General features: G+C 48.8%; 17 protein-coding genes and 1 riboswitch. Of the genes, 6 read left to right on the forward strand and 11 right to left on the reverse strand.

Features of this window, described 5'->3' with window-relative positions:
• Positions 1-5 precede the first annotated feature (5 nt).
• A complete protein-coding gene (locus JXR92_RS06515) occupies positions 6-1,061 on the forward strand; it encodes a hypothetical protein (RefSeq protein WP_117599234.1) in 1,056 nt (351 codons plus the stop codon).
• 5 nt (positions 1,062-1,066) lie between these two features.
• On the opposite strand, the gene JXR92_RS06520 is transcribed toward JXR92_RS06515, so the two are convergent.
• The 5 genes from JXR92_RS06520 to radA form a co-directional block, all read right to left on the reverse strand.
• Positions 1,067-3,523, reverse strand: a complete 2,457-nt coding sequence (locus JXR92_RS06520) for a TonB-dependent receptor (protein WP_131225746.1) — start codon at positions 3,521-3,523, stop codon at positions 1,067-1,069.
• Between the two features lie 212 nt (positions 3,524-3,735).
• Positions 3,736-4,344 (reverse strand): helix-turn-helix transcriptional regulator, encoded by a 609-nt coding sequence (locus JXR92_RS06525; RefSeq protein ID WP_117599236.1) that lies wholly within the window; start codon positions 4,342-4,344, stop codon positions 3,736-3,738.
• 88 nt (positions 4,345-4,432) lie between these two features.
• Positions 4,433-8,425: a hybrid sensor histidine kinase/response regulator transcription factor gene (locus tag JXR92_RS06530; RefSeq protein WP_138346148.1), complete on the reverse strand. Its 3,993-nt coding sequence runs from the start codon at positions 8,423-8,425 to the stop codon at positions 4,433-4,435.
• Positions 8,426-8,520: 95 nt separating this feature from the next.
• Positions 8,521-10,143, reverse strand: a complete 1,623-nt coding sequence (locus JXR92_RS06535) for an NAD(P)/FAD-dependent oxidoreductase (protein ID WP_138346146.1) — start codon at positions 10,141-10,143, stop codon at positions 8,521-8,523.
• A 5-nt stretch (positions 10,144-10,148) separates the two neighbouring features.
• Positions 10,149-11,516 carry a DNA repair protein RadA gene (gene radA / locus JXR92_RS06540; RefSeq protein WP_117599239.1) on the reverse strand — a complete coding sequence of 456 codons (1,368 nt, stop codon included), beginning with the start codon at positions 11,514-11,516 and terminating at the stop codon, positions 10,149-10,151.
• A gap of 120 nt (positions 11,517-11,636) precedes the next feature.
• Between radA and JXR92_RS06545 the strand changes: the two genes are divergently transcribed.
• Positions 11,637-12,179, forward strand: a complete 543-nt coding sequence (locus JXR92_RS06545) for a beta-class carbonic anhydrase (RefSeq protein ID WP_117599240.1) — start codon at positions 11,637-11,639, stop codon at positions 12,177-12,179.
• Between the two features lie 10 nt (positions 12,180-12,189).
• Here the strand turns inward: JXR92_RS06545 and JXR92_RS06550 are convergent, their stop codons facing one another.
• The gene (locus JXR92_RS06550) at positions 12,190-13,227 is read right to left on the reverse strand and encodes an asparaginase (protein ID WP_138346144.1); all 1,038 of its coding nucleotides are present in this window, start codon (positions 13,225-13,227) and stop codon (positions 12,190-12,192) included.
• A gap of 448 nt (positions 13,228-13,675) precedes the next feature.
• On the opposite strand from JXR92_RS06550, the gene thrA reads away from it, so the two are divergent.
• The 3 genes from thrA (at position 13,676) to thrC (ending at position 18,815) form a co-directional block, all read left to right on the forward strand.
• Positions 13,676-16,108 (forward strand): bifunctional aspartate kinase/homoserine dehydrogenase I, encoded by a 2,433-nt coding sequence (thrA, locus tag JXR92_RS06555; protein WP_138346142.1) that lies wholly within the window; start codon positions 13,676-13,678, stop codon positions 16,106-16,108.
• Positions 16,109-16,256: 148 nt separating this feature from the next.
• Positions 16,257-17,507, forward strand: a complete 1,251-nt coding sequence (locus tag JXR92_RS06560; protein ID WP_138346175.1) for a cofactor-independent phosphoglycerate mutase — start codon at positions 16,257-16,259, stop codon at positions 17,505-17,507.
• 6 nt (positions 17,508-17,513) lie between these two features.
• A complete protein-coding gene (thrC, locus tag JXR92_RS06565; RefSeq protein WP_117599244.1) occupies positions 17,514-18,815 on the forward strand; it encodes a threonine synthase in 1,302 nt (433 codons plus the stop codon).
• A gap of 441 nt (positions 18,816-19,256) precedes the next feature.
• Here the strand turns inward: thrC and JXR92_RS06570 are convergent, their stop codons facing one another.
• Both JXR92_RS06570 and JXR92_RS06575 read right to left on the reverse strand, forming a co-directional pair.
• Positions 19,257-19,580, reverse strand: coding sequence for a type II toxin-antitoxin system RelE/ParE family toxin (locus tag JXR92_RS06570; RefSeq protein ID WP_117966352.1), 324 nt, complete (start codon positions 19,578-19,580; stop codon positions 19,257-19,259).
• Entirely contained in the window at positions 19,565-19,732 is a 168-nt protein-coding gene (locus JXR92_RS06575) for a hypothetical protein (RefSeq protein WP_016274202.1), read from the reverse strand. Before JXR92_RS06575 ends, JXR92_RS06570 begins: the two co-directional genes overlap by 16 nt.
• A 70-nt stretch (positions 19,733-19,802) precedes the next feature.
• Between JXR92_RS06575 and JXR92_RS06580 the strand changes: the two genes are divergently transcribed.
• Positions 19,803-20,711, forward strand: a complete 909-nt coding sequence (locus JXR92_RS06580) for a DMT family transporter (RefSeq protein ID WP_117966355.1) — start codon at positions 19,803-19,805, stop codon at positions 20,709-20,711.
• On the opposite strand, the gene JXR92_RS06585 is transcribed toward JXR92_RS06580, so the two are convergent.
• The 3 genes from JXR92_RS06585 to JXR92_RS06595 are packed head-to-tail and all read right to left on the reverse strand — an operon-like array spanning position 20,671 to position 24,318.
• Positions 20,671-21,348 (reverse strand): thiamine diphosphokinase, encoded by a 678-nt coding sequence (locus JXR92_RS06585; protein ID WP_117599246.1) that lies wholly within the window; start codon positions 21,346-21,348, stop codon positions 20,671-20,673. The genes JXR92_RS06580 and JXR92_RS06585 overlap by 41 nt on opposite strands.
• Positions 21,349-21,355: 7 nt before the next feature.
• A complete protein-coding gene (pnuC, locus tag JXR92_RS06590; RefSeq protein ID WP_117599247.1) occupies positions 21,356-22,006 on the reverse strand; it encodes a nicotinamide riboside transporter PnuC in 651 nt (216 codons plus the stop codon).
• Positions 22,006-24,318, reverse strand: a complete 2,313-nt coding sequence (locus JXR92_RS06595; RefSeq protein WP_117599248.1) for a TonB-dependent receptor — start codon at positions 24,316-24,318, stop codon at positions 22,006-22,008. Before JXR92_RS06595 ends, pnuC begins: the two co-directional genes overlap by 1 nt.
• A gap of 33 nt (positions 24,319-24,351) precedes the next feature.
• A riboswitch (TPP riboswitch) is annotated at positions 24,352-24,448 on the reverse strand.
• Positions 24,449-24,471: the final 23 nt, after the last annotated feature.

Raw genomic sequence — 24,471 nt, forward strand, 5'->3', positions numbered from 1 at the left:
TGAAAATGAGGAGTGAGGAACGGGCACATAATGAAAGGCTGGCAAATGACCGGTACCGGGAAGCGGGCAGGGACAAACATCCTTTGCGTTCACTGCGTTCCCTCCTATTCTGCATTCTTTATTTTTTATGCTTCATTGCTTTAGTTTCCTGTCATTATTCCCGTCCTAATCTTGAAGATGAACATCTGTCTAAGGAGACGCGTGATTCGCTGACCTATCTTTTTGAACGGCATTATACTTGGAATACCAATCTGGAAGTGCTGGCAGATTCTGTGAATTTGGCTTGTCTGCCCGTGAAGGACTGTTATAATATGCTTTATCGGGGAGACCGCGTGGTGGTTGCCGAGTTCGCCATCCATCCTGCCGACAGTGTGGATAGTGTATGGGTGAAGCTTGCCCATTCGCAGGAAGTGCAGGGCTGGTTGCGGGAGTCCGAAATGATGCATGCCTTTGTTCCTACAGACAGCATTTCGCAGGCCATCTACTTGTTCAGTGATACCCATGCCTCTTATTTTATCATTATTTTTGCCTTGTTTGTGACAGTCTGGCTGTTCCGGGCTTTTCGGCGCAAGCAGCTAAGGATGGTGTACTTTAATGATATAGACAGTCTCTATCCGTTGTTGCTATGTCTGTTGATGGCGTTCTGTGCCACTATTTACGAATCTATACAAGTGTTTGCGCCGGAGACGTGGCAACACTTCTATTTTAATCCTACCTTGTCGCCGTTCAAGGTACCGTTTGTGCTTTCTGCTTTTCTGATGGGATTCTGGCTGTTTATCGTGGTGTTGCTGGCGGTACTCGACGATTTGTTCCGCCAGTTAAGTCCGGCGGCGGCCGTATTCTATCTGTTGGGGCTGGCCTCCTGCTGCATCTTCTGTTATTTCTTCTTTATCCTTACTACATCTATCTACGTCGGATACTTGTTTTTGGCTGCTTTTGTATGGGTATTCCTCAAAAGGCTTCGTATTTCGCTGCTGGCTTCACGCTATCGTTGCGGCAGATGCGGGCAGAAATTAAGGGAGAAGGGAGTCTGTCCGCATTGCGGAGCTATCAATGAATAAGGAAATCAGAATCTGCATCGTAGTTCTATCCCTGCTTGCACGGGACGTCCTTTCTGCATAAATCCGTTTCCCATACTCTCGAAGTAGAAGGAGGCGTAATCCTTGTTGAGGGCATTGCGCACCCAGAAGTCAATTTGTCCATGTCCTTTCTGGAAGCTGATGCGTCCGTTCAGCGTGCCGTAGAAGGCTTGGCTCACGGTATTTTTCTCGGTCCAGTAGATGCGCCCGGCACCGGTGTAGTTAGCATTCAGCTGGATGCGGTCCAGCCAGTACCCCGGACGGATGCGGAAGATGTACTGACCGCCCACGTTCATGGTATGCTTGGGAACAAAAGGTACATACTTGCCATTGTAGCTGATTTCCTGAAGCTCACCATTTACTTTTTCGTTGGTGATGTAGTCCTTAAAGATGGCACGAGTATAGCCATAACTTGCATTCAGCGTGAAATCCGTAGTAACGGCAGCTGTCAAGGCAATCTCTGCCCCTTGGCTGCGGCTTTTACCGGCATTTGCCGTTTCACGTCCCAGTCCACTTGGGGCGAAACGTGAAATCTGTTGGTCGCGGGTTTCCAGCCAGAAGATGGAGGCGTCGGCATGCAGACGTCCGTCAAACAGATTCAGGTGAGTTCCTATTTCGTAGTTCCAGGTTTGTTCGGGTTTATAGACAGTGGCAGATTTTGCATCCGGATTCTCTCCTGCATCGGGGAAGTATTTGCTCACCAACTCTTTGTAGGCATCCGGTACGTTGGACATAATCGCCTCTTTGCTTTGCCGCATCATGTCGTTTTTCAAACTGGATTGCAGCAAGTCGGAGAACATCTGCACGTTGTAGCCTCCCGAACGGTAACCTTTGCTGACCGTAGCGTAAATGTTTCCTCTGTTTCGCGCAAAGTCATACTGCAAAGCAAACTTGGGCAACAGCTGAAGATAATCTTTGTCGATACTTCCCTGGTAGCGAGACTCTACGGTCAGCGCTGTCTCCGGCATCATCTCTATTTCGCGGATGACGACATCGCCTCGCTTCATTTCTCCCTTGATGCCCACCTTGTACTCCAGGCTGGTGCCGGAGTTGTAATCCATGTTCATACGTTCATAATCCAAACGTAGCCCGGCGGTGAAGGACACTCCTTTCAGCCCGAATAAATCTCTGAAGGTGGATTGATGAAAGAGCGCCCCATTCAGCAGCGGAGTGTCGAAACTGCCTCCGATGGGCATAGCCCGGCTGATGATGCCCAGTGAGGGCAGGATATTCATGCTCATGGACGGACCCATCTCTACTTGTATTTGTGATGGAATGACACTACCCAACATCTGGTTCAGCATCCCCATTCCGGCTTCTTTGAAGGTTACGGGAGCTTCCGTATTCAGCCATTGGTAGAAGCCGAAGGCACCGGTGGTCCATTGCCAGCGGTTGCCGCTTTTACTCTTCAAGATGATTTCCTCGCTCAGTGCGTGGGAGCATTGTTTCTGTTGCAAGGTATAGATGTCGTTGGCGGTGAAGTCTTGGTCTATGTCCATGCAGTCCTTTAGAAACTGGTAGCCGGTGACCATGCTCAACGTGAAGTGCTGTGCCTGGTATTCCAGGTTCAGACCGGTGTTCAGCAGGTTGCGGTAATAGTTGCTTCGGGCATTGTTGGAGACCTTTCCAATGTAGGGTTTCATCGCCTCGCTCTGTGCTTCGGGGGCCAGGCTACCTTGATAGAAATACGGGTATCCTCTCTGGTCGCTGTATTCGTAGTTGATGTTCAGGTCCACCTTCCAGTTGTCCGAAGGGAGGTAAATGGCGCGGATGCGTCCGCCTGCCGATTGCCCCTTGTCCGCTTTCTCGTCCCTCACCGTGTTGCGGAAGAATCCTCCTTGATAATCGTAAAACCCTCCGGTGGAAAAGGCGAACCGTTCCGAAAGCCGATGATAGTGGGTCAGCGAGGTATTATAGGCATTGTGCGTACCTGCCCCCATGCGGAAGTCCGTTCCCTGGTAGGAGAAGGGAGATTTGGTGTGTACCTTAATCAATCCGCCCATAGCATTGCGCCCGTAGAGCGTGCCTTGCGGACCGCGTAGCACGTCGATGCGCTCTACGTCGGCATAGCTGAAGTCGAAGGCTGACTTGTCTATATAAGGTATATTGTCTACATAAAGTCCTACGGAGGGAGTGTTGATGCGTGAACCTATGCCGCGGATATAGACAGCCGAAGTCAGTCGAGATCCGTAGTCGGGGATAAATATATTGGGCACTACGGATGTCAGATTCTTGATGGAGTTTACTTGTGCGTTCTGCATGTCCTGTTGCGAAAGCAGGGTGACGGCAGTGGGCTGCTCGCGCAGTTTCCGGTTTTCTTTTGGGGTAGCAATGACGGTTATTTCCTCTACGTCTACCACTTTCAAAGTGTCTGCCTCTTCGGCAAGTACATTGCCGGTTGCCAAAAGGCAGAAGATGCCGGCTAAAATTCTATATCTGTTCATAAACTGTTTTTTTGTACCTGCAAAGTAAGGGGATTCTTGCGGAAGGGGCAATCCTCATTTATTAGGATTTCGTTCTTGGAGTGCTAATCTTAAATCGCTCTATCATGTGGAAAATATCGTTCCATCGTGGAGTAAACTTTGGCATACAAGTACACTGATTAGGGCGGAGCCTTTCTGAAAAACTCCGCTTCTGATGTGTTCCGGTTGCAGGATTATATTCTGTCGGCTTCCACATATCCGTGCATGACTGCATAGATAGTCAGCCCGGATACGGACTTGATGCCCAGCTTCTCGGTGATATTCTTGCGGTGTGAGATGACGGTGGTCAGGCTGATGTTCAGTTTGTCGGCAATCTCCTTGTTGATGAGGCCTTTGGTAATCAGCACCAGCACTTCTATTTCTCGGGCGGAAAGGTCGTGGCTGGTGGTGTCTGGTGCCATGTTTGCGTGTCCGGCAGACTCCGGTCTGCCTTGGTGCAGGTGGTATTGGTCTCCGTATTGACGCAGCTGCAGAATGTTCTTTGCCAGGTTCTGTTCGTCCTGATAGATGTTCAACGTCGGCACGCTCGACAATTGGGGAACGGTTTCACCGTTGACCAGCACAATGGTTTTGGGTTTGCGCTCCAGAAAGAAAGCGGTATGCTCGAAGTAAATCTGCGAGGAGATGAAGTAATGCACATACATGTCAGGCGTATCATCCATCAGCTCACCAAAGGAACGGAAAGAGCGGATGACGGCTGTCGGGATGATTTCCTCCAGCAAGTTCTGCAGTCCCAGGCAGGAGAGGGTGTTGGAGTCGACGATTGCTATTTCAGGAGTCATTCTCGTTTTTTGTTTCTGCAAAAATACGGATAATTTTTTAGGGTTTGGCTGTGTGGGGCTGCAAAATGAAAAATTCTCCTATGCAGAACTATTCTCCCTCTCCTTTGGGGGAGCAGGGAGTGTCTCCTTTCGCATATTGGCTGGGGCTGACATTGAAATATTTCTTAAAGACTTCCCGAAAGTATTTCCCATCGCAGAAACCGGTTCTTTCTGCGACTTCGGTAATAGAATATTTTCCCTCTTTTAGTAAATTGGCAGCGTGTTTCAAACGAATATTCCGTACGAAATCTGCCGGGGCCTGGGCGGTTAGCGCTTTCAGCTTGTTGTAGAAACTGGTGCGACTCATGTTCAGGAGAGAACATAAGGTGTCTACTGTGAAATCGGGATTATCTATGTTATCTTCGATGTTCTTCTTTACATTGGACATGAATATCCAATCAAGGCTATTGGAACAAGTAGCTGTAGGAGGTTCCTCTTCTGCTGCATTGATTTCCAAATCTGCATACTTCTTACGTAGCAATGCACGGTTGGCAAGCAGATTGGCTATACTGGCTTTCAGTATGTTTATGCTGAAGGGTTTTACAATATATTCGTCAGCACCGATCTGGAGACCTTCAAGAATGTTTTTTTCATCTCCCAGTGCCGTCAGCAGTAGTATCGGGATATGGGAAGTTTCGATGTCGCTCTTGATGGCTGTACATAATTCGTCTCCTCGCATTTCCGGCATCATGATGTCGGAAAGAATCAGTTCTGGCCAGAATTGTTTTACAATAGCAAGCGCTTCTTTGCCGTTACCGCATACTTGCACGTTGTAATTGGGGGAGAATGACTGGAGCAGATAGTTTCGTAGCTCGTCATTGTCCTCTACAATCAAGATACGTTGCAGTTTGTCCTTGTCTTCGGTCAGGAAAGAGTCGGTACGTTCCGAAGGAGTAATGGGAACGTCCAGTTCATAGGCAGACTTCTTCTCTTTGATTGCCAATGTGAAGTGCTTGAACTGTTCTTTATCTTTGGGCAGGGTGATTCTGATAGTAGTGCCTTGATGTTCGGTACTTTCAATGTGTATTTTGCCATTGTGCAGGTTTACCAGTTTCCGTACCAGCATTAAACCGATGCCACTCCCCGTGGTCTTGGAGTTAATGGCGTTTGTACCACGGAAGTGCATCTTGAATAATTTCCTTTGTTCTTTGGCTGGAATCCCTATGCCATTGTCTTTGATCTCCAGTCTCCACGTATTTCCAATGTCATATACGGAAATGAGTATGTCACCTTTTTCAGGAGTATATTTCAAGGCATTGGATATGACGTTCTTCAGGATGGAGTCCATTTTCTCTTTATCGAACCACACATTCATGTAACTGAAGTTACTTTCATATCTGAAAGAAATGTGCTTTATGGCAGCGTATGTACGGAAAATATTGTATATCTCCTTTATATAAGTATTCAGTTCATATTCTGCTATGTACAGATGGGAGGAATATACTTCTGCCCGTTCGAAGTTTATCAGATTGGTGGTCATGTGCAGGAGTGAATTGACATTTCTCAGTGCCATGTACATATTGTTGGTCTCGGCTTCGTTCAATGTCTTGTTTTCAAGCATTTCTTCCAGAGGTGCCTTTATCAGTGTCAATGGCGTGCGGATATCATGTGCGGTATTGACAAAGAAGCGGGTTTTCTCATCGGATATCTTTTTTTGTTTTCTCAGTGCTATGATACGAAAACCGGTAATGAACATCAATGCCGCCAATAAAACATAGCAAGCTATAGCCCAAAAACTGAACCAGACGGGACGCGCAATGCTGATGTCGATACTTCGCTCTTCAAAATAGAGATACGGCTCTTCCTTGGATACCGCCCGTATGCAAAGCTTGTAATCGCCCGAGGCAAGATTGGTGAAGCGGAGATGCCCTTCTTCACTCAGTCGGTTCCAGTCATCGTAAAATCCTTCCAATTTCCAGTAGAAAGTGACATTGTCCGGTGCGTCATAATTAATGGATGAAATGTTGAGAGAGAAAGTGTTCTGGTTATATTTCAGCTTTAACCGGTCTGTCTGGTTGATGTTTTCCTTCAAGGGGGAATTCATACTGCCGGGAAAGACTGTCTGATAGAATATCTGAAAATCGCTGAGTATCATGGGGGAGTAGATGTACTTGGGAAGACGGGTTCCTTCGGGGAATTCGATGGCTCCGTCTGTGCTGCCAAAGACAAAACCCTTGTTCTTGCGTAGCGTTCCGGAAGAGGCGCTGAAGCAGGAGGACATCAGCCCTTGCTCTTTGGTCCAGTTGTGGAATATCTTCTCCGCAGGGTGGAAACAGCTGATCCCGTTTTCAGTGCTCATCAGGATATGCCCGTCCGACTCGGGGAGTATGGTGTAGATGTTGTTTGAAATCAAGGCACAATTGTCCTTATGATAATGCTTGAACGTACTGTCCTTTGCGTTGTATACAACCACTCCGGAGCCGTTTGTTCCTATATATAGAGAGAGGTCTTCCGCTTGGTAAAGTGTGTTGATATAGGTCGCCTCTTCCTGCAAGGCGATATATTGGAATCTGCCTGACTCTCTGTCCAACAGATATAGTCCGGTACTTGTCCCAATCCACATGTGTCCGTCGTCCTTTTCTGTAATGGCGGTGATGGAATTTATTCCGGGATACAGACGGACAGAATTCAGGGACAAATCGAAGCACTTCAGATTGTAGAACCCTCCGGACCAGATATATCCTTTGGAGTCTTTTACAATGTCGCGGATATACTTGTCAGGACGAATGTTGTCCGGATTGAGCAGGTAAGGGGAGAAATATTCTACCGAGAGTGTCCTTTTATTTATTTTGTATACTCCCGAAGTATATCCTCCTGCCCAAATAATGCCGGGTGATACCTCGCATAGCGTAATGAAGATGTGGTTCTTGTCTTTCAGTTGATGGTCGAAAGAGCTCAGGAATGAATGCCACTGCCCGGTTTTTGATTGATAAAGGCTGATTCCGTTGCTTGTTCCGAACCATAGGTCTCCGTCACTGTCTTCAATGACAGAGTGCACCTGGTCGTTGACCAGCGATTGTCTGTTTCCGATGGAATGCTTTATCCAGTTGTAGTTTTTGTACCGGTTGTCTATAATGGTAATCCCTTCCGGGTAGTTGGCTATCCATATCCGCTTTTCTTCATCAATATAAATGTCATTGATGTTATTGCTGTTCATCTCATTGTAACTTTTGTAGTTGGAGGTGATGTACGGTTCCGAGATGCACGAGTTCACATTGATTTTGTGTATGCCCATACCTTCTGTCGCTATCAATAGTTCTGTCCGGTTCAGAGGTCTGATTCGGGCGATGTTTACATCGCTCAAATCTGTATTGGAGTGTATAATTCGTTGTTGCCGTATGTCGTAGGCAAAGACTCCTTTTTCAAAAGTACCGATGAAAAGTCTTTGTGACTCTTGGTGGAAATAGAGTGCACTGATTTGGGCCCGGATTTTGTCAAGAGGTTCAAGAGGGACAATCTGCAATGTTTTGTTTTCGAGTTTGACGTATCGCGCTCCCTTGCTGGTGCCCATGAAGAAGTGGTTATTGTCTATTTGTTCGATACTTGTAATGCTCCTTTTTAATTCATTGGGCATTTGATGGGTTTCTCCGGTCTTTGTGTCATAGAGAATGATACTGTATTTGCTACATAGCCAAATTCTATTATTGTGATCCATATAGCTGCAGCTGATATTGACCGATGCTTTGGGCAGTTTATATATCCTGTTGAACGAATCGCGTTCTTGGTTATATTGAAAAATGCATCCGGATTTGCCTATTACCCATAATTTCCCTTGGTCTTCAAAATATAGCCAGCCAAGATGGATGGGGGAGTTTGACTTTTTATCTTCTTCAATTAATTTGTAATGTTTGATGTCTTTTCCATTGTACCGGTCTATGCCTTCGTTGGTGAGGAACCACATGTAACCTATTGAATCCTTTTGAATGTCGAAGATTCTGCGGTTACTTAATCCGTTTTCCACTCCGATGTATTTATAGGTTTGCGCTGTGGCAATGAAAGGTAAGAAAAATAGAAAGCATACAATGTTTCTGATGAATCTCATATAAATATTTCTATAAATACAATAAAACAATGTATATGTGATAATTGTTTACAAATTAAACGATAAAATAAAAATTTGAATGTAAATATTATAGCTTAATTAAAGAATGCCTTTGCCGCTTCCGCACATCGTTCGCCGTCAATTCCGGCAGAAACAATGCCGCCAGCGTATCCAGCGCCTTCTCCGCAGGGGAATAGTCCTTTTACGCGTACATGTTGTAGTGTCTCCTTATCTCTTGTTATGCGTACCGGAGCCGATGTACGGGTTTCCACTCCAATCATGACCGCCTCATTCGTCAAGAACCCCCGGCTGTATTTCCCGAATAACTGAAAACCTTTGCTCAGGCGTTCTGCAATGAAAGAAGGCATCCAGAAGTGGAGAGGCGAGGAGACCAATCCCGGTGCATACGAAGTTTCCGGCAGGTCGTAACTTAGTTTTTTCTTAGTGAAGTCTGCCATTCTCTGTGCCGGTGCTGTCTGCTTCATATTGCCTTGTTGCCAGCAGAGGCGCTCCAGATATTCTTGAAAGTACATCATGCTTAATGGGGAATTGACGGTTGGCAATTGACAATTAGCCGCGCTGTCGTGCTGCATAGAAATTGTAAATTGTAGATTGTCAATAGTAAATTGCTCTATGTCTTCCGGGCGTAGCTCTACCACCATTCCCGAATTGCTCCAACGGGAACCGCGGTTGCTGGGACTCATCCCGTTGACTACAATCTGCTCGGGACCGCTGGCGGCGGGCACAACAAAACCACCGGGACACATGCAGAAGCTATATACTCCTCGTCCGTCTACCTGGTTTACAAAGCTATATTCGGCGGCAGGCAGATATTTTCCCCGTCCGTTCCGGTTGTGATATTGTATTTGGTCTATTAAGGTGGCGGGATGTTCCAGTCGTACGCCTACCGCAATGCCTTTAGCTTCAATCTCTACATTGTTGGCGGCAAGCCAGCGGTATACATCCCGGGCAGAGTGACCGGTGGCAAGTATCACCGGGCCAAGGAAAGTCTTGCCGGTATTTGTTTCAATGCCTTTGACTTCATCCTTCTCTATGAGCAGGGCGTCCATGCGTGTTTCAAAGTGGACTTCGCCACCGCACTGGATGATAGTGTTCCGCATGTTTTCGATGACACGCGGCAGTTTGTCCGTACCTATGTGCGGATGTGCATCTACCAGAATGGAAGTGGAGGCTCCATGTTGGCAGAAGACGTTCAGAATCTTGTCTACATTGCCGCGCTTCTTGCTGCGTGTGTACAGCTTGCCATCCGAGTAAGCTCCGGCACCTCCCTCTCCGAAGCTGTAATTGGACTCCGGGTTGACGAGTTGCTGGCGGCTGATTTGCGCCAAGTCTTTCTTGCGTTCCCGTACGTCCTTTCCACGTTCCACAATGACGGGGCGTAGACCGAGTTCTATCAGGCGCAGAGCGGCGAAGAGTCCTCCGGGACCGGCGCCTACCACTACTACTTGGGGTTTTCCTTCTACATTATTATATAAGGTATGTTGATATTCGTCCTCTTTCGGCATTTCGTCCAGATATGCCCGTACGTTGAGGTTGATATAGATGGTCCGTTGGCGGGCATCGATACTGCGCTTCAAGATGCGCGTTGCTGTTATCTCCCGCGCATTCAGTCCTTTCTCATGTATTAAGTACTCTTTCAGGCGTTGCTCGTTTGCCGCTACTTCGGGCAATACGCGCAGTTGGTATTCTTGTATCATAATGATTATCCGAATAGGGCACGGAATGCTTCTTCCACCTTCCGTACCGGTATCAATTCCATTTTAATCTTCTTCGTGTTCAGTCCTTGCATATTATACTTGGGAAGTATGAATCGCTTGAATCCAAGTTTCTCTGCTTCTCCGATACGTTGCTCTATGCGGTTCACTGGGCGGATTTCACCTGACAGACCTATTTCTCCCGCCATGCACACCTCCGGCTCTATGGCCGTGTCCATGTTGCTGGAGAGGATAGAACTGATGACGGCAAGGTCTATTGCCGGGTCGTTCACTTTCAATCCGCCGGCAATGTTGAGAAAGACGTCTTTCTGTGCCAGCTTGAAGCCTACACGCTTTTCCAATACGGCCAGCAGCATATTCATGCGGCGGATGTCGAACCCTGTGGCAGAGCGTTGCGGGTTACCATATACGGCACTGCTGACCAATGCCTGCGTTTCGATGAGGAACGGTCTGATGCCTTCTATCGCGGAGGCGATGGCTATGCCGCTCATACCTTCATGGTCCTGGTTCAGCAGCAGTTCGGATGGGTTGCTCACCTGGCGCAATCCATCTTGCCGCATTTCGTAAATCCCCAGTTCGGCAGTACTTCCGAAACGGTTCTTGATGCTGCGCAGGATACGGTACATGTAGTGTTGGTCGCCCTCGAACTGGAGTACGGTATCCACGATATGTTCCAGTACCTTGGGGCCGGCTATGCTTCCTTCCTTATTGATATGCCCGATGAGGATGACCGCCGTATGCGTTTCCTTGGCAAAGCGCAGGATGGAGGCGGAACATTCCCGTACCTGGGCGATGCTCCCAGGCGACGATTCAAGGGTTTCGGTAGAAATTGTCTGTATGGAGTCGATGATGACTATATCCGGGCGAATATTTTTGATGTGGACGTAAATCTGTTCCAGGGAAGTTTCGCACACGATGAGGCAGTCACTGGAGGTGCTTGTCAAGCGGTCGGCACGCAGTTTCAATTGGCGGGTGCTTTCTTCGCCGGATACATAGAGAATACGTTTTTCCGGTATGCGGAGTACGGTCTGTAGCACCAGGGTGGATTTCCCAATACCCGGTTCGCCGCCAATTAAAACAAGAGAACCTTGTACAAGACCACCACCCAGTACCCGGTTCAGCTCGGCATCATGGAGGTCGATGCGCGGTTCGTCATCGGCTACAATCTCATGGAGGGTTACGGGTTTGGCTTTGGCGGTTTCTATGCCCGATACGGGACGCTTGTTCACCACTTCTTTCCGTACCACCTCTTCCACATACGTGTTCCACATTCCGCACGACGGACACTTGCCTACCCATTTGGGAGAGTCTTGTCCGCAGTTGCTGCATACATAAACCGTCTTTTCTTTAGCCATAGTTGCGCATTCCTTCTAAAATGATTGCCCAAAGGTACAATTTTTCAATGCAGGGCTTGCAGACTCCCATAGAGTTTTTTTATTTTTGTGAGTAGAAAACAATAACATGTTATAAAAGCCATGATAGAAGATATTCTTGCATACAACAAGCGTTTTGTTGCCGAGAAGGGATATGAGAAATACATCACGAATAAATACCCGGATAAGAAGATTGCCATCCTCTCTTGTATGGATACCCGTTTGACCGCTTTACTGCCGGCGGCCTTAGGTATCAAGAACGGTGATGTGAAGATGATAAAAAATGCGGGTGGAATCATTTCACATCCGTTCGGTAGCGTCATCCGTAGTCTGATGGTGGCCATCTATGAGTTGGGAGTGACGGAAGTTATGGTTATTGCCCACTCCGATTGTGGTGCGTGCCATATGAGCAGTGCCCAGATGATAGAGCATATGAAGACCCGGGGTATCAAGCAGGAGACGATTGATATGATTCGTTTCTGCGGAGTGGATTTCGAGTCCTGGCTATATGGGTTCGAAGATACGGAGAAATCGGTAAAAGGTACGGTGGAAGCCATTGTCAACCATCCGCTGATACCGGATGATGTCAATGTCAGCGGTTTCATAATAGATTCTGTGACGGGAGAATTGACCCCGGTGCAGTGATAGTTGTGCTTCACACGGTAATTTCCCCTGCCAGCGGTCGTCCCATCAGTTCGCGTATTTCGGCAGGTGGATAATCGTGCCCCAGAAGGAACATCAGCTTGGTTACGGCAGATTCCGTTGTGCTGTCATATCCGCAGACAACTCCTGCCTGCATCAGGTGGTAACCGGTTTCATAGCGCTCCATTTCAACGGTGCCGGCACTGCATTGGGTGACGTTGACAATGATGATGCCTTGTTCGCAGGCATCATGCAGGCGGCGTAGAAACCATTCCTTTCGGGGAGCGTTGCCGGAACCGTAGGTTTCGAGGACTACGGCCTTCAGTCCTTTAGTGGCAAGTATGGCTGCCACGACATTTTCCTGAATACCTGGAAAAAACTTCAGTATGGCGATGTTGGTATCGAGCAGATAATGAGGCTCCAGTTCGCGGGGAGTGCCGTGTGTATGAATCTGCACATTATTATATTTAATATGTATACCGGCAGAAGCGAGTACCGGATAATTGAAGGAGCGGAAAGCATTGAAGTTCTCCGCGTTCATTTTGGTGGTACGGTTGCCGCGCATCAGGTGATTTTCGAAGAAGATGCAGACTTCGGGTACGATGGGCTGTCCGTTGGAGTGGCGGTCGGTGGCTATTTCGATGCTGGTCAGCAGGTTTTCCTTGCCGTCTGTGCGGAGCACGCCAATGGGCAGTTGCGAGCCGGTTAGGATGACGGGCTTGTTCAGACCTTCAAGCATGAAGCTGAGTGCGGAAGCTGTGTAGGCCATGGTGTCTGTGCCATGCAGAATGACGAAGCCAGTGTATTGGTCGTAGTTGTCGCTGATGATACGTACCAGTTTGCGCCAGGCATCGGGGTCCATGTCCGAAGAGTCCATGGGCGGGTCGAATTGATAAGTGTCGATACGGAACGCAAATCTCTGAAGCTCGGGAACATGTTTCTGCAACTGCTCGAAGTTGAAGCTTTCCAGGGCGCCGGTTTCTGCATTCTCTATCATTCCGATAGTTCCACCGGTGTATATTAGCAAAACGGAAGTGTTTTCTGGGTTCATGCGCACTTTTCTTTCATGTTTTCCATGCAAATATAATGATATATATTGAGAATGATAGCAAAATGTTAGAAAAGAATAAACGGATATACAGAAAAAAGGTATGGAAAGTGTGAAAGTGTAAGCCGTAAGTTGCGCATATTTCTTGCCTTTTTAAAGGCTTTCTGTATTTTTATCGCAAAAAAGTCGTAAAAAGTGATAGATTGAATGTTTTTATTGTTACTTTTGCAACACTTATCATAAACGATAGAAACAAGAGACAATGAACAAGTACTATCAGCATATAGTCACATCCATGTGGACCATGACCCTTAGGGGTTAGGGATAGTATTTTGTGTTTCTACGTGTTACACCATTTTCAAGCAGTTTTTCCATTTAATAAAAGTCAATGCAAGCCGTATCAGCTTGTTTCCGACACATTGTATCAACCATCTCAACAATATAAAGAGAAATGAAAGTAATGAAATTCGGCGGAACGTCCGTAGGTTCCGTGAACAGTATTTTGAGCGTCAAGAGAATTGTAGAAGCAGTCGATGAACCGGTTATCGTGGTAGTGTCCGCATTGGGTGGCATCACGGACAAGTTGATTAACACCTCCAGAATGGCGGCAGCCGGTGATGCTTCTTACGAGAATGAGTTCCGGGAGATTGTCTACCGTCATGTGGAAATGATTAAGGAAGTGATTCCGGCAGGCGAGGAGCAGGTTGCCTTGCAACGTCAGATTGGCGAACTGCTTAATGAGCTGAAAGATATTTTTCAGGGTATTTATCTGATAAAGGACCTTTCGCAGAAGACGTCCGATACGATTGTGAGCTATGGCGAACGGCTTTCATCTATCATCGTGGCACAACTGACGGGAGCTGAATGGTTTGATTCGCGTAAGTTTATCAAGACGGAGAAGAAACATTCCAAGCATGTGCTGGATACGGAGCTGACAAATTCGTTGGTGCGCGAAACATTCAGCAGCCTGCCCAAACGCGTATTGGTTCCGGGGTTTATCTCCACAGACAAAATGACGGGAGAGGTAACGAACCTGGGTAGAGGTGGTTCCGACTATACAGCGGCAATCATTGCTGCCGCACTGGATGCCGACAGTCTGGAAATTTGGACGGATGTAGACGGGTTCATGACAGCTGACCCGCGTGTGATTTCCAGGGCATACACTATCAATGAATTGAGCTATGTGGAAGCTACGGAGCTTTGTAACTTCGGTGCGAAAGTGGTCTATCCGCCTACAATCTATCCGGTTTGCCACAAGAATATCCCCATTCTGGTGAAGAATACCTTCAATCCGGAGGGTGTGGGAACTGTCATCAAGCGAGAGGTTTCCGACCCGCAAAGCAAGGCCATCAAGGGTATTTCATCCATCAATGATACGAGCCTGATTACAGTGCAAGGCCTTGGTATGGTAGGTGTTATCGGTGTGAACTACCGTATCTTCAAGGCGCTGGCAAAGAATGGCATCAGTGTGTTCCTTGTGTCCCAGGCTTCTTCGGAGAATTCAACGTCTATCGGTGTGCGCAATGCGGATGCTGACCTGGCTTGCGAGGTGCTGAACGAGGAGTTTGCCAAAGAGATAGAGATGGGAGAGATTTCTCCTATTCAGGCAGAAAAGAACTTGGCTACCGTGGCCATCGTAGGCGAGAACATGAAGCATACGCCGGGTATTGCCGGAAAGCTGTTCGGTACGTTGGGGCGTAACGGTATCAATGTGATTGCTTGTGCTCAGGGTGCTTCGGAAACCAACATCTCGTTTGTAGTGGACAGCAAATCATTGCGCAAATCGCTGAATGTCATCCATGATTCTTTCTTCTTGTCGGAATATCAGGTACTGAATCTCTTTATCTGTGGCATAGGAACCGTAGGCGGTAGCCTGATAGAGCAAATCCACAGCCAGCGCCAGAAGCTGATGCAGGAGAACGGCCTGCAGCTGAATGTAGTGGGTATTGCCGATGCAAACAAAGCCATGTTCAGCCGCGAAGGTTTCGATTTGGGACGTTTCCGTGAAGAACTGCAGGAGAAGGGAAAGGACAGCTCTCTGGAAACGCTGCGTAATGAGATTATCGGTATGAACATCTTTAACTCTGTCTTTGTGGACTGTACGGCAAGTGCAGGCGTGGCTTCCCTTTACAAGGACTTGCTGCTGCACAATGTTTCGGTAGTGGCTGCCAACAAGATTGCCGCTTCTTCCGAATACGAGAACTATCGTGAACTGAAACAGATTGCCCGCCAACGCGGTGTGAAGTACTTGTTTGAAACAAATGTAGGTGCCGGACTCCCCATCATCAATACCATTAACGACCTTATTCATAGCGGTGATAAGATATTGAAGATTGAAGCCGTGCTGAGCGGTACGTTGAACTATATCTTCAATAAAATCAGTGCCGACATTCCTTTCAGCAAGACCATTAAGATGGCACAGGAGGAACGTTACTCCGAACCCGATCCGCGTATCGACCTCAGCGGAAAGGATGTTATCCGCAAACTGGTGATTCTGGCACGCGAGGCCGGTTACTGTTTGGAACAGAGCGATGTTGAGAAGAACCTCTTTGTGCCCGATGACTTCTTTGAAGGCTCCCTGGATGACTTCTGGAAGAAAGTGCCGAGCCTCGATGCCGATTTCGAGGCCCGTCGCAAGGTGTTGGAAGCCGAGAACAAGCATTGGCGTTTCGTAGCCAAGCTGGAAAACGGCAAAGCATCTGTCGGCTTGCAGGAAGTCGGCGCTAACCATCCGTTTTACGGTCTGGAAGGCAGCAATAACATCATCCTGCTGACCACGGCACGTTATAAGGAATATCCGATGATGATACAAGGATACGGAGCCGGTGCGGGTGTAACGGCTGCGGGGGTATTTGCGGATATTATGAGTATTGCGAATGTTTAAAGCCTCTCCCCCCCTTCTCCCTCCCCCGTAGGGAGGGGGAGCGGATAGATTGGCATTCATAAATTATATAGCAGAGAAGAATATGGAAGTACAAAACAATAGTAACTCATTCCCCCTCCCTACGGGGGAGGGGGTTAGGGGGAGAGGCTTGAAGCACATCATCATCCTGGGTGATGGTATGGTCGACTGGCCCGTGAAGGCTCTGGGAGGCAAAACCTTGCTGCAGGCGGCTGCAACTCCCTATATGGACAAGCTGGCACGCATGGGACGTGTGGGAAGGCTGGTGACGGTGGCCGAGGGATTTCATCCCGGCAGTGAGGTGGCGAATATGTCCGTTCTGGGCTATAACCTGCCGAAGGTGTACGAAGGCCGCGGTCCGTTGGAGGCGGCGAGCATCGGTGTGGACTTGCAGCCAGGTGAGATGGCGATGCGCTGCAATATTATCTGCATCGAGGGAGACAATATCAAGAATCATTCTGCCGGGCACATCACTACAGAGGAAGCGGATGTGTTGGTGAAATACCTTCAAGAGCATCTGGGCGACGACCGCGTGCGTTTCCATACGGGCGTGCAATACCGCCATCTGCTGGTAATAAAAGGAGGGGACAAGCGCATTGACTGTACGCCGCCCCACGATGTCCCTTTGAGGCCTTTCCGTCCGTTGATGGTGAAGCCGATGGAGGGGACGGAGAATATTTCGGTCCCCGAAGGCGGTGCAGAGCTTACTCCGAAGCAGACTGCCGATTTGATTAACGATTTGATTATCCGTTCGCAAGTGTTGCTGGAAAACCATCCGGTCAACATGAAGCGGAAGTCCGAGGGTAAGGACCCTGCCAATAGCATCTGGCCGTGGAGTCCCGGTTATCGTCCGCAGATGGAGCGCCTTTCAGACAAGTTTTCGCAGGTGAGGCGCGGCGCCGTGATTTCTGCCGTGGATTTGATTAACGGCATCGGCTACTATGCGGGGCTGCGGCGTATCACCGTAGAAGGTGCGACGGGGCTTTATGATACCAACTATGAGAATAAGGTGGCTGCCGCTCTCGATGCATTGCGGACGGATGATTTTGTCTACCTGCATATCGAAGCCAGTGATGAGGCCGGTCATGAAGGAAACGTCCCCTTGAAGATTATGACGATTGAGAATCTGGACAGCCGTGCTGTAGGTCCTATCTACGAGGCTGTGAAGGATTGGGAGGAACCCGTTGCCATCTCCGTATTGCCCGACCATCCCACTCCCTGCGAGCTCCGTACGCATACGGCCGAACCTGTTCCATTCCTCATCTGGCATCCGGGTATCGAGGCTGACAAAGTACGGACATTTGATGAAGTGGCAGCCTGTGAAGGCAGTTACGGACTGATGAAAGAAGACGAGTTTATCAATGAATTCTTTAATTTTTAATTTAATATGAAATATTATAGCACCAACAAACAAGCTTCCGAAGTCACTCTTGAAGAGGCCGTGGTAAAGGGGCTTGCCGCAGACAAGGGGCTTTTCATGCCCTTTACAATCAAAACTCTGCCACAAGAGTTTTACGATAGCATCGATACACTCAGCTTTCAGGAGATAGCCTATCGCGTGGCAGATGCTTTCTTTGGTGAGGATGTTCCTGCCGATACGCTGAAACAGATTGTTTATGACACACTCAGTTTCGATGTCCCTCTGGTCCGGGTGACGGAGAATATTTATTCGCTTGAGCTGTTCCATGGTCCGACACTTGCCTTTAAGGATGTAGGCGGTCGCTTCATGGCGCGTTTGCTGGGGTACTTTATCAAGAAAGAGGGCAAGAAGCAAGTCAATGTGCTTGTGGCTACTTCCGGTGATACGGGGAGTGCCGTTGCCAATGGTTTCCTCGGTGTGGAAGGCATACACGTCTATGTGCTCTACCCGAAGGGAAAAGTCAGTGAAATCCAGGAGAAACAGTTCACTACCTTAGGGCAGAATATCACGGCCATTGAGGTTGACGGTACGTTCGACGATTGCCAGGCTCTGGTTAAATCCGCTTTTATGGACGGGGAACTAAACGAGCACCTGCAACTGACCAGCGCCAATTCCATCAACGTGGCGCGTTTCTTGCCGCAGGCATTCTATTACTTTTATGCCTATGCTCAACTGAAGCGTGCCGGTAAGGGAGACAATGCCGTCATTTGTGTACCCAGTGGTAACTTCGGCAATATCACTGCCGGCCTTTTCGGCAAGCGTATGGGACTACCCGTGGAACGCTTTATCGCTTCCAACAACCGCAATGATATCTTCTTCCAATATTTGCAGACGGGCATTTATACACCGCGTCCCAGTATCGCTACCATTGCTAACGCGATGGATGTGGGCGACCCGAGCAACTTTGCTCGCATACTCGACCTTTACGGAGGCAGCCATGCCGCCATCTCTGCCGAAATCAGCGGTGCCACTTATACCGATGAGCAGATTGCCGAAACTATGCGGGAAGTGTGGAAGAAGGACCATTACCTGCTCGACCCGCACGGAGCCTGCGGCTTCCGCGCTTTGGTCGAAGGACTGAAACTCGGTGAAACGGGCGTGTTCCTTGAAACGGCTCATCCGGCGAAGTTCAAGGATACAGTCGAGAAGATTATCGGTGAAGCCGTAGAAATACCAGCCAAGCTTCAGGCCTTTATGCGCGGTGAGAAGAAGAGCCTGCCGATGTCGAAGGATTTCGCGGACTTCAAGCAATATCTGATGCATGTATAAAGAATGGGACGTCAGTAAAGAAAAACACCGGATTGCTTGACATTGCCTTTCGGATGTTGTATCTTTGTAACTGCAATCTTAGTTCAGATTCAATTTTAAATTAGCATAAAAGGAGAGGCGTCGCTTCTCCTTTTTTGTTGTGTTCTTCCGTCACTTCATTTGCTAAACCTTAGGGTTTACTCTCCTGAACCAGTGCTTTACAGATTTAATCCTCCACTTCAGCAAGCGGAATAGCGGGCATTTGCTTGGAAAATCCCAGTGGTTTTGACGAAAAGCTCGGATGTTTCGGATGATATGTTCAGCGCCGACAGATGGTGTGTCGAGGATAAACAGATGATATGTTCGGGACGGATACATGGTTTGTTCCGGCTATATGAACGGACGATAATGCGTCTGTTCCGTTAATCTTCCATAAATCTGCTCTTGACAAGATTGGCTGCTTTATTCTGTATCGGGTTCTTCCCGGATGAGGTCTATCATGCTGCCCAACTTATGATGGTTGTTCCATAGCACAAGCACTTCTATCTTCCGGAGACTGTGCCGGTAAAGAAGCGTATAGTCGGGATGCGGGATGATGTACCGTATGTTCTCTGCTTCGGTGGGCTGTCCGATAAACGGATTCAGCGTGATGCGGTACAATGCATTTTGGAATAAGGAGTACAGAACCCCGCCACACCGTTTGTTGCCATCTCTTTCTTGCGAGGAAATCAGCAGGCCCTTCAGCGCCTCTTTGGCGAGGGGCGACCATATTATTTGTTTAGCCATGCCTTCACCTCCTTACTGATTGTGACGTCCTCTTGTCCTTCTCCCTCATCCAGTTGCCGGCAGGCTTTCTTAAGGTCATGGCGTAGCCGGGTGGAGAATGCGAGGACTTGCTTTGTTTGCTGAGACGATTGTTCTTCTTTAACTTTTGCCATAGTGTTATCTCCTTTTTCTCCTAAAACATTTCAAAGTAATGAATTGTTTGAGGGGAAAAATACGAAGCTGATGAAAGATAAGAAACTGGAAGCCAATCTCAGTATGGTTGCATCGCGCGTCATGGCGGGGTTGAATATGAATGGATTGAAATTTCTGCTCCCTTTGTGGCTGGGTGCATTGACGGGTGTCACGGTGCGTTGTGTCTTTGCTGCCGTGGCATTTTGGATAACAGGCTGGTTTGTAAAGGAGGCACCGGCCACAAGGCGGCAGCGGATAGGGCTGTTCTGCCTGGGGGCTTTCGGACTCTACGGGTTCATGTTCTGCTATCTGCTGGGCATCAGTAAGACGACTCCGGTTTCCAGTGCCATCTTCAACTCCATGCAGCCCATTTGGGTCTTTCTGATATCTGTCTTTTTCCTGCACGAAAAGGCTACGCTGATGAAGATAATCGGCATAGCGCTGGGTTTTGGCGGTGCGTTGCTGTGCATCCTTACGCAAGGCAGTGATGACCTGGCGCACGATGCGTTTACGGGCAACATGCTCTGCATGGTGAGCTCGCTGGTCTTTGCCGTTTACCTGATTGTGAGCAAGAAACTGCTGGAAGAGGTCGGGGTAGTGACGATGATGAAGTACATCTTTGGCGGTGCGGCAGTAACGGGATTGATTGTGTCGTCCATTATAGGCTGGGATGCACCCTTGCTTACGGATGCCTTGCATGGGAAGTGGCACTGGGTACCGTGGGCGGTGTTGGCGTTTGTGCTGGTTTTCCCTACTTACCTCAGTTACTTTCTGGTTCCGGTGGGCTTGAAGTATCTCAAGACGACGGTTGTATCCATGTACAGCTATCTGATATTGGTGGTGACTACCGTTGTTTCCCTCACCTTGGGGCAAGACCGTTTCAGTTGGACGCAAGCCGCTGCCATTGCCATGATTTGTATCAGCGTGTACTTTGTTGAAGTGGCGGAAGCGAAGAAGTAGTGACGAATACCAGGTATTCCCCTTCCGCCTCGATGGTGAATTCCGTACCGGTGCATTCGTTGAGTGTGCCTTGCCACCAGTTGGTGAAGTCGCTGAGAGGATAGACCAGTCCTTTGCCATGCAGACCGTGTGCAGTGAAATTGATGATGGATACTTGCTGTCCGGGATGGCTTGGGAAGGTGCGGGTACCCCGGCAGGGGATGAAGATGCCGTAATCGGTATAGGTACGTACATCGGCTCCGGCACGGAGATAGTCGATGAGCAGGCTGATATTTCCCAGTGTATGGTCTTCACGTTTGCCCGTGGCACCGATGATGGCGATGCGGCGTTTGCCTTGCGCCAGCAGGAAGTTGACGGCTTTGGTCTGGTCGTTGGTTTCCTGGTCGCTGATACGGTGCAGGATATGTCCGAACTTCCGGCGGTTTTCATCACTGAGGGAGTCGCCGTCGCCGATGATTATGTCGGGAGTATGACCCCGGCGGATGTATTCGTTCGCTCCGCCGTCGCAGCAAACCACGTATGGCGCTTCCGCCAATATCTTCAAAGGCAGGGGACCGGCAGGATATTCCCCATTCGCTAAAACTACGGCATCAATAGTTGATAATTGCTCGTTGCTCGTTGATAGTTCGTTTTTCATATCTTTCTTAATCCCTAATCTCTAATCCTTCGTCTTTGCTCATCATCTTTCTCCATTTGAAGTAGCCAAAGATAGCTATAATTGTATAAAGGGCATATAGTCCGGCTGTAAAATCAAGTCCTTTGTAGATGTACAGTCCGGCGCTGACGGCATCTACCGCAATCCATGCCCACCATTGTTCTACATATTTCCGTGCCAGCATCCACATGCCGACGATGCTCAGTGCGGTGGTGAAGGAGTCCAGCCAGGGCACATTGCTGTCCGTGAAGTTTATCAATATCCAGGCAATGCCGAGGAAGGCGGCGGTGAATACGGCAGTAAGCGGCAGCAAGTAGCGCGTCGGCATATAGGTAATGGAAAGCTCCTGCTTTTGTTCTTCTGTTCTGTTGTTCTCTCCCCTTTGTGGGGCATCTTTCCGTTTCAAGATAGTACGTCGTAGTACAGCTCTGTACTTCCACATCATCCAGCCGTAGATGGCAGCACCCAGATAATAGATGTTGATGCCGAAATCTGCATACAACCCCGCATCATAGTAGACAAAAATATAGACGGCAGGCATAATGATGCCCGCTATCCAAAGATAAATGCTTGCCCGGTACTCCAACCAGAGGTAGAGGATCCCGGTCACAGTGCCTGTAATCTCAAGAATATGTTCCATCAGAAATTGATTGCTATATGTCCCAATACATTCGTTCCCGCCTGGGCAGCGTAGCCGGCATAGTTGTAACGGACTTTTCCTCCGTTATCGTCGAGATAGTATCCGCTGCCTGCGTATCCGTTATTCTCGTATTCTTCATTGAACAGATTATAGATGGTGCACCCTATGGTTACCGACTTTACTTTAGGCAACTTGAAGGTATAGGACAGATTCAGGTTGCTTACGAAATAAGCATCCAGCGTGCACTCCTCTTGCTTGGCGTTACTCATGTATTGCTTGCTGATATATTGTGACTGTAACGAGGCTTCGAATCCTTTGAACGTATAGCCGAAGCGGTTGTTCAGTATGAAGTCGGGAGAGAATGCGATGGGGGTATCTCCGTGTTCGATGACCCATGCTTCCGACCCTGCCTCTTCGTTTTCAAAAAGTGTCTCGGTAAAGTTCTGCACACGGTTCTTGCTGAGTGTGGCATTGATGTCCCATTGCAAGCCGCAGTCCAGTTTGATGCCAGCCATCAGTTCAATACCCGTACGGTAGCTGTCGGGCACGTTGCTGGCCATGGCTTCGCCTATCTCGTTCAGCTCTCCCGTCAGTACCAGCTGGTCTTTATAGTCCATATAGTAGAAGTTGGCACCCGCATGGAGCCATGAGTTGGCGAAGGTATATCCCAGTTCGTAGTCGAACAAGCGCTCAGCCTTGGGATGTTCGGTGAAGTAGCCGTCGGTGTAGTTGTTGCGCGTAGGCTCTTTATGGGCTACGCTGAACGAACCGTATAGGCGGTGGTTGCGGTCGATTTGCCAGGACAGTCCGGCTTTCGGGTTGAAGAAGTCGAAGTCTTCGTCGATGTCCAGCTTCTGCATTCCCGGAGTGGTGGCAGTCCAGTTGTACTTGTCGTTCAGTCCGTTTATCTTGTAGTCGATGTGGCGGTATTGCAGGTCGAGGTAGGCGCTGAGGCCGCTTACCAGTTCATAATTGGCTTTCAGATAAATATTGCCGTCATTCTTTGTGGCGTTGTTGCGGTAGTAGTCGTGGTCGGGGTTCAGTTCGCCGATATAGTTCTTTACCCAAAGCACTTTTCCAAAGTGGTCGCCGTCATAGCGATTCAGTGCACCGCCTAGCGAGGCATGCAGACGGTCGGCTTTGTAGCTTACGGAGAAGATTCCACCGCCAAACCAGTTGTCCATTGCCTTCTTGCGGATAAGGTCGCTTACTTCTACCTTGCCGCCATTGTATTCGAAAGGCGACATGCCGTACTCTGTCAACGAGCGTTCGCCTTTATATTCCTGGTAGTACCCGTCGCCTTTGGTGTAATGCAGGCCGATATTCAGATTCCATTGCGAGGTGAAATTGTGGTTGAACAGCAACTGGTAATTCTTCTGCGTATAGTTGTCGGTCTGGTCGTCATAGAAATGCAGTGCACCTCCTTCGTCCGTGAGGTAATGCTTCTCGCCGTTGTCGTCTTTATAATATTCTTTGCTGTATACATGGCCGTCCCGGTCGGTGGCGTACATGAATCCGCAGGAATTGTAACGCCGTCCGTAACGTTCCATCTCCTCCTTGCTGGCATAGTTCCATGCGTGGTAAGTGCGCTCTTTGCCGGCAAAGGTTATCAGTTTGACGGAGGTATTGTCATTGTAGTATCCTCCTTGCAGATAATAGGAGTTCAGTCCCACAGATGCCCGGTCTATATACCCGTCCGTACTGATGTTGGAGAGCCGCGCATCGAACGACCAATGATTGTTGATGAGTCCCGTTCCCACTTTCACCGTCTCCTTGTGCGTATGGAAGGAGCCGTAGGAACCGTTGAATTCTGCATAGGGTTTCATGGAGAAATCACCCGTCTGCATGTTGATGCTGGCACCGAAAGCTCCTGCACCGTTCGTTGAGGTACCAGCTCCGCGTTGCACCTGCATGTCCTTGACGGAGGAGGCGAAGTCCGGCAGGTTGACCCAGAATACCGTGTGACTCTCCGCGTCGTTGATGGGAATACCGTTGGCGGTGACGTTGATGCGTGTGCCGTCTGTTCCGCGGACTCTCAGCGTGGTGTAACCCACCCCGGCACCGGCATCGCTGGTAGTAATGGCGGAGGGTGTCATACTCAACAGATACGGCAGGTCTTGTCCGAAATTCTGTTTTTTCAGTTGTTCTTTGCCTATATTGGTGAATGCCACCGGTGTGCTGTTTGTGGCACGTGTGGAGATGACTTCCACTTCCTGCAGGTTTATCACCCGCAGGCTGTCTTGTTCTTGTGCCTGCGCACAGACACCCAGTGCTGCCGTCAGGAGGCAGACCGCCATTGCATGTCTCTTCATTTGCAATTGTTTCGTTTAGATGAATACAGAAAAGGGGAACTTTTCTTCTTTTCCCTCCGCCGGCATTACCCGGATCAGGTTAATGGGTATGATCTCAGCCCGTCGTATTAGGGCACCCCTTAGTTGAAATCGGGGCAAAGGTAGGAGTTTTCG

It is taken from the genome of Bacteroides parvus (assembly GCF_017309675.2).
Lineage (GTDB): Bacteria > Bacteroidota > Bacteroidia > Bacteroidales > Bacteroidaceae > Bacteroides > Bacteroides uniformis.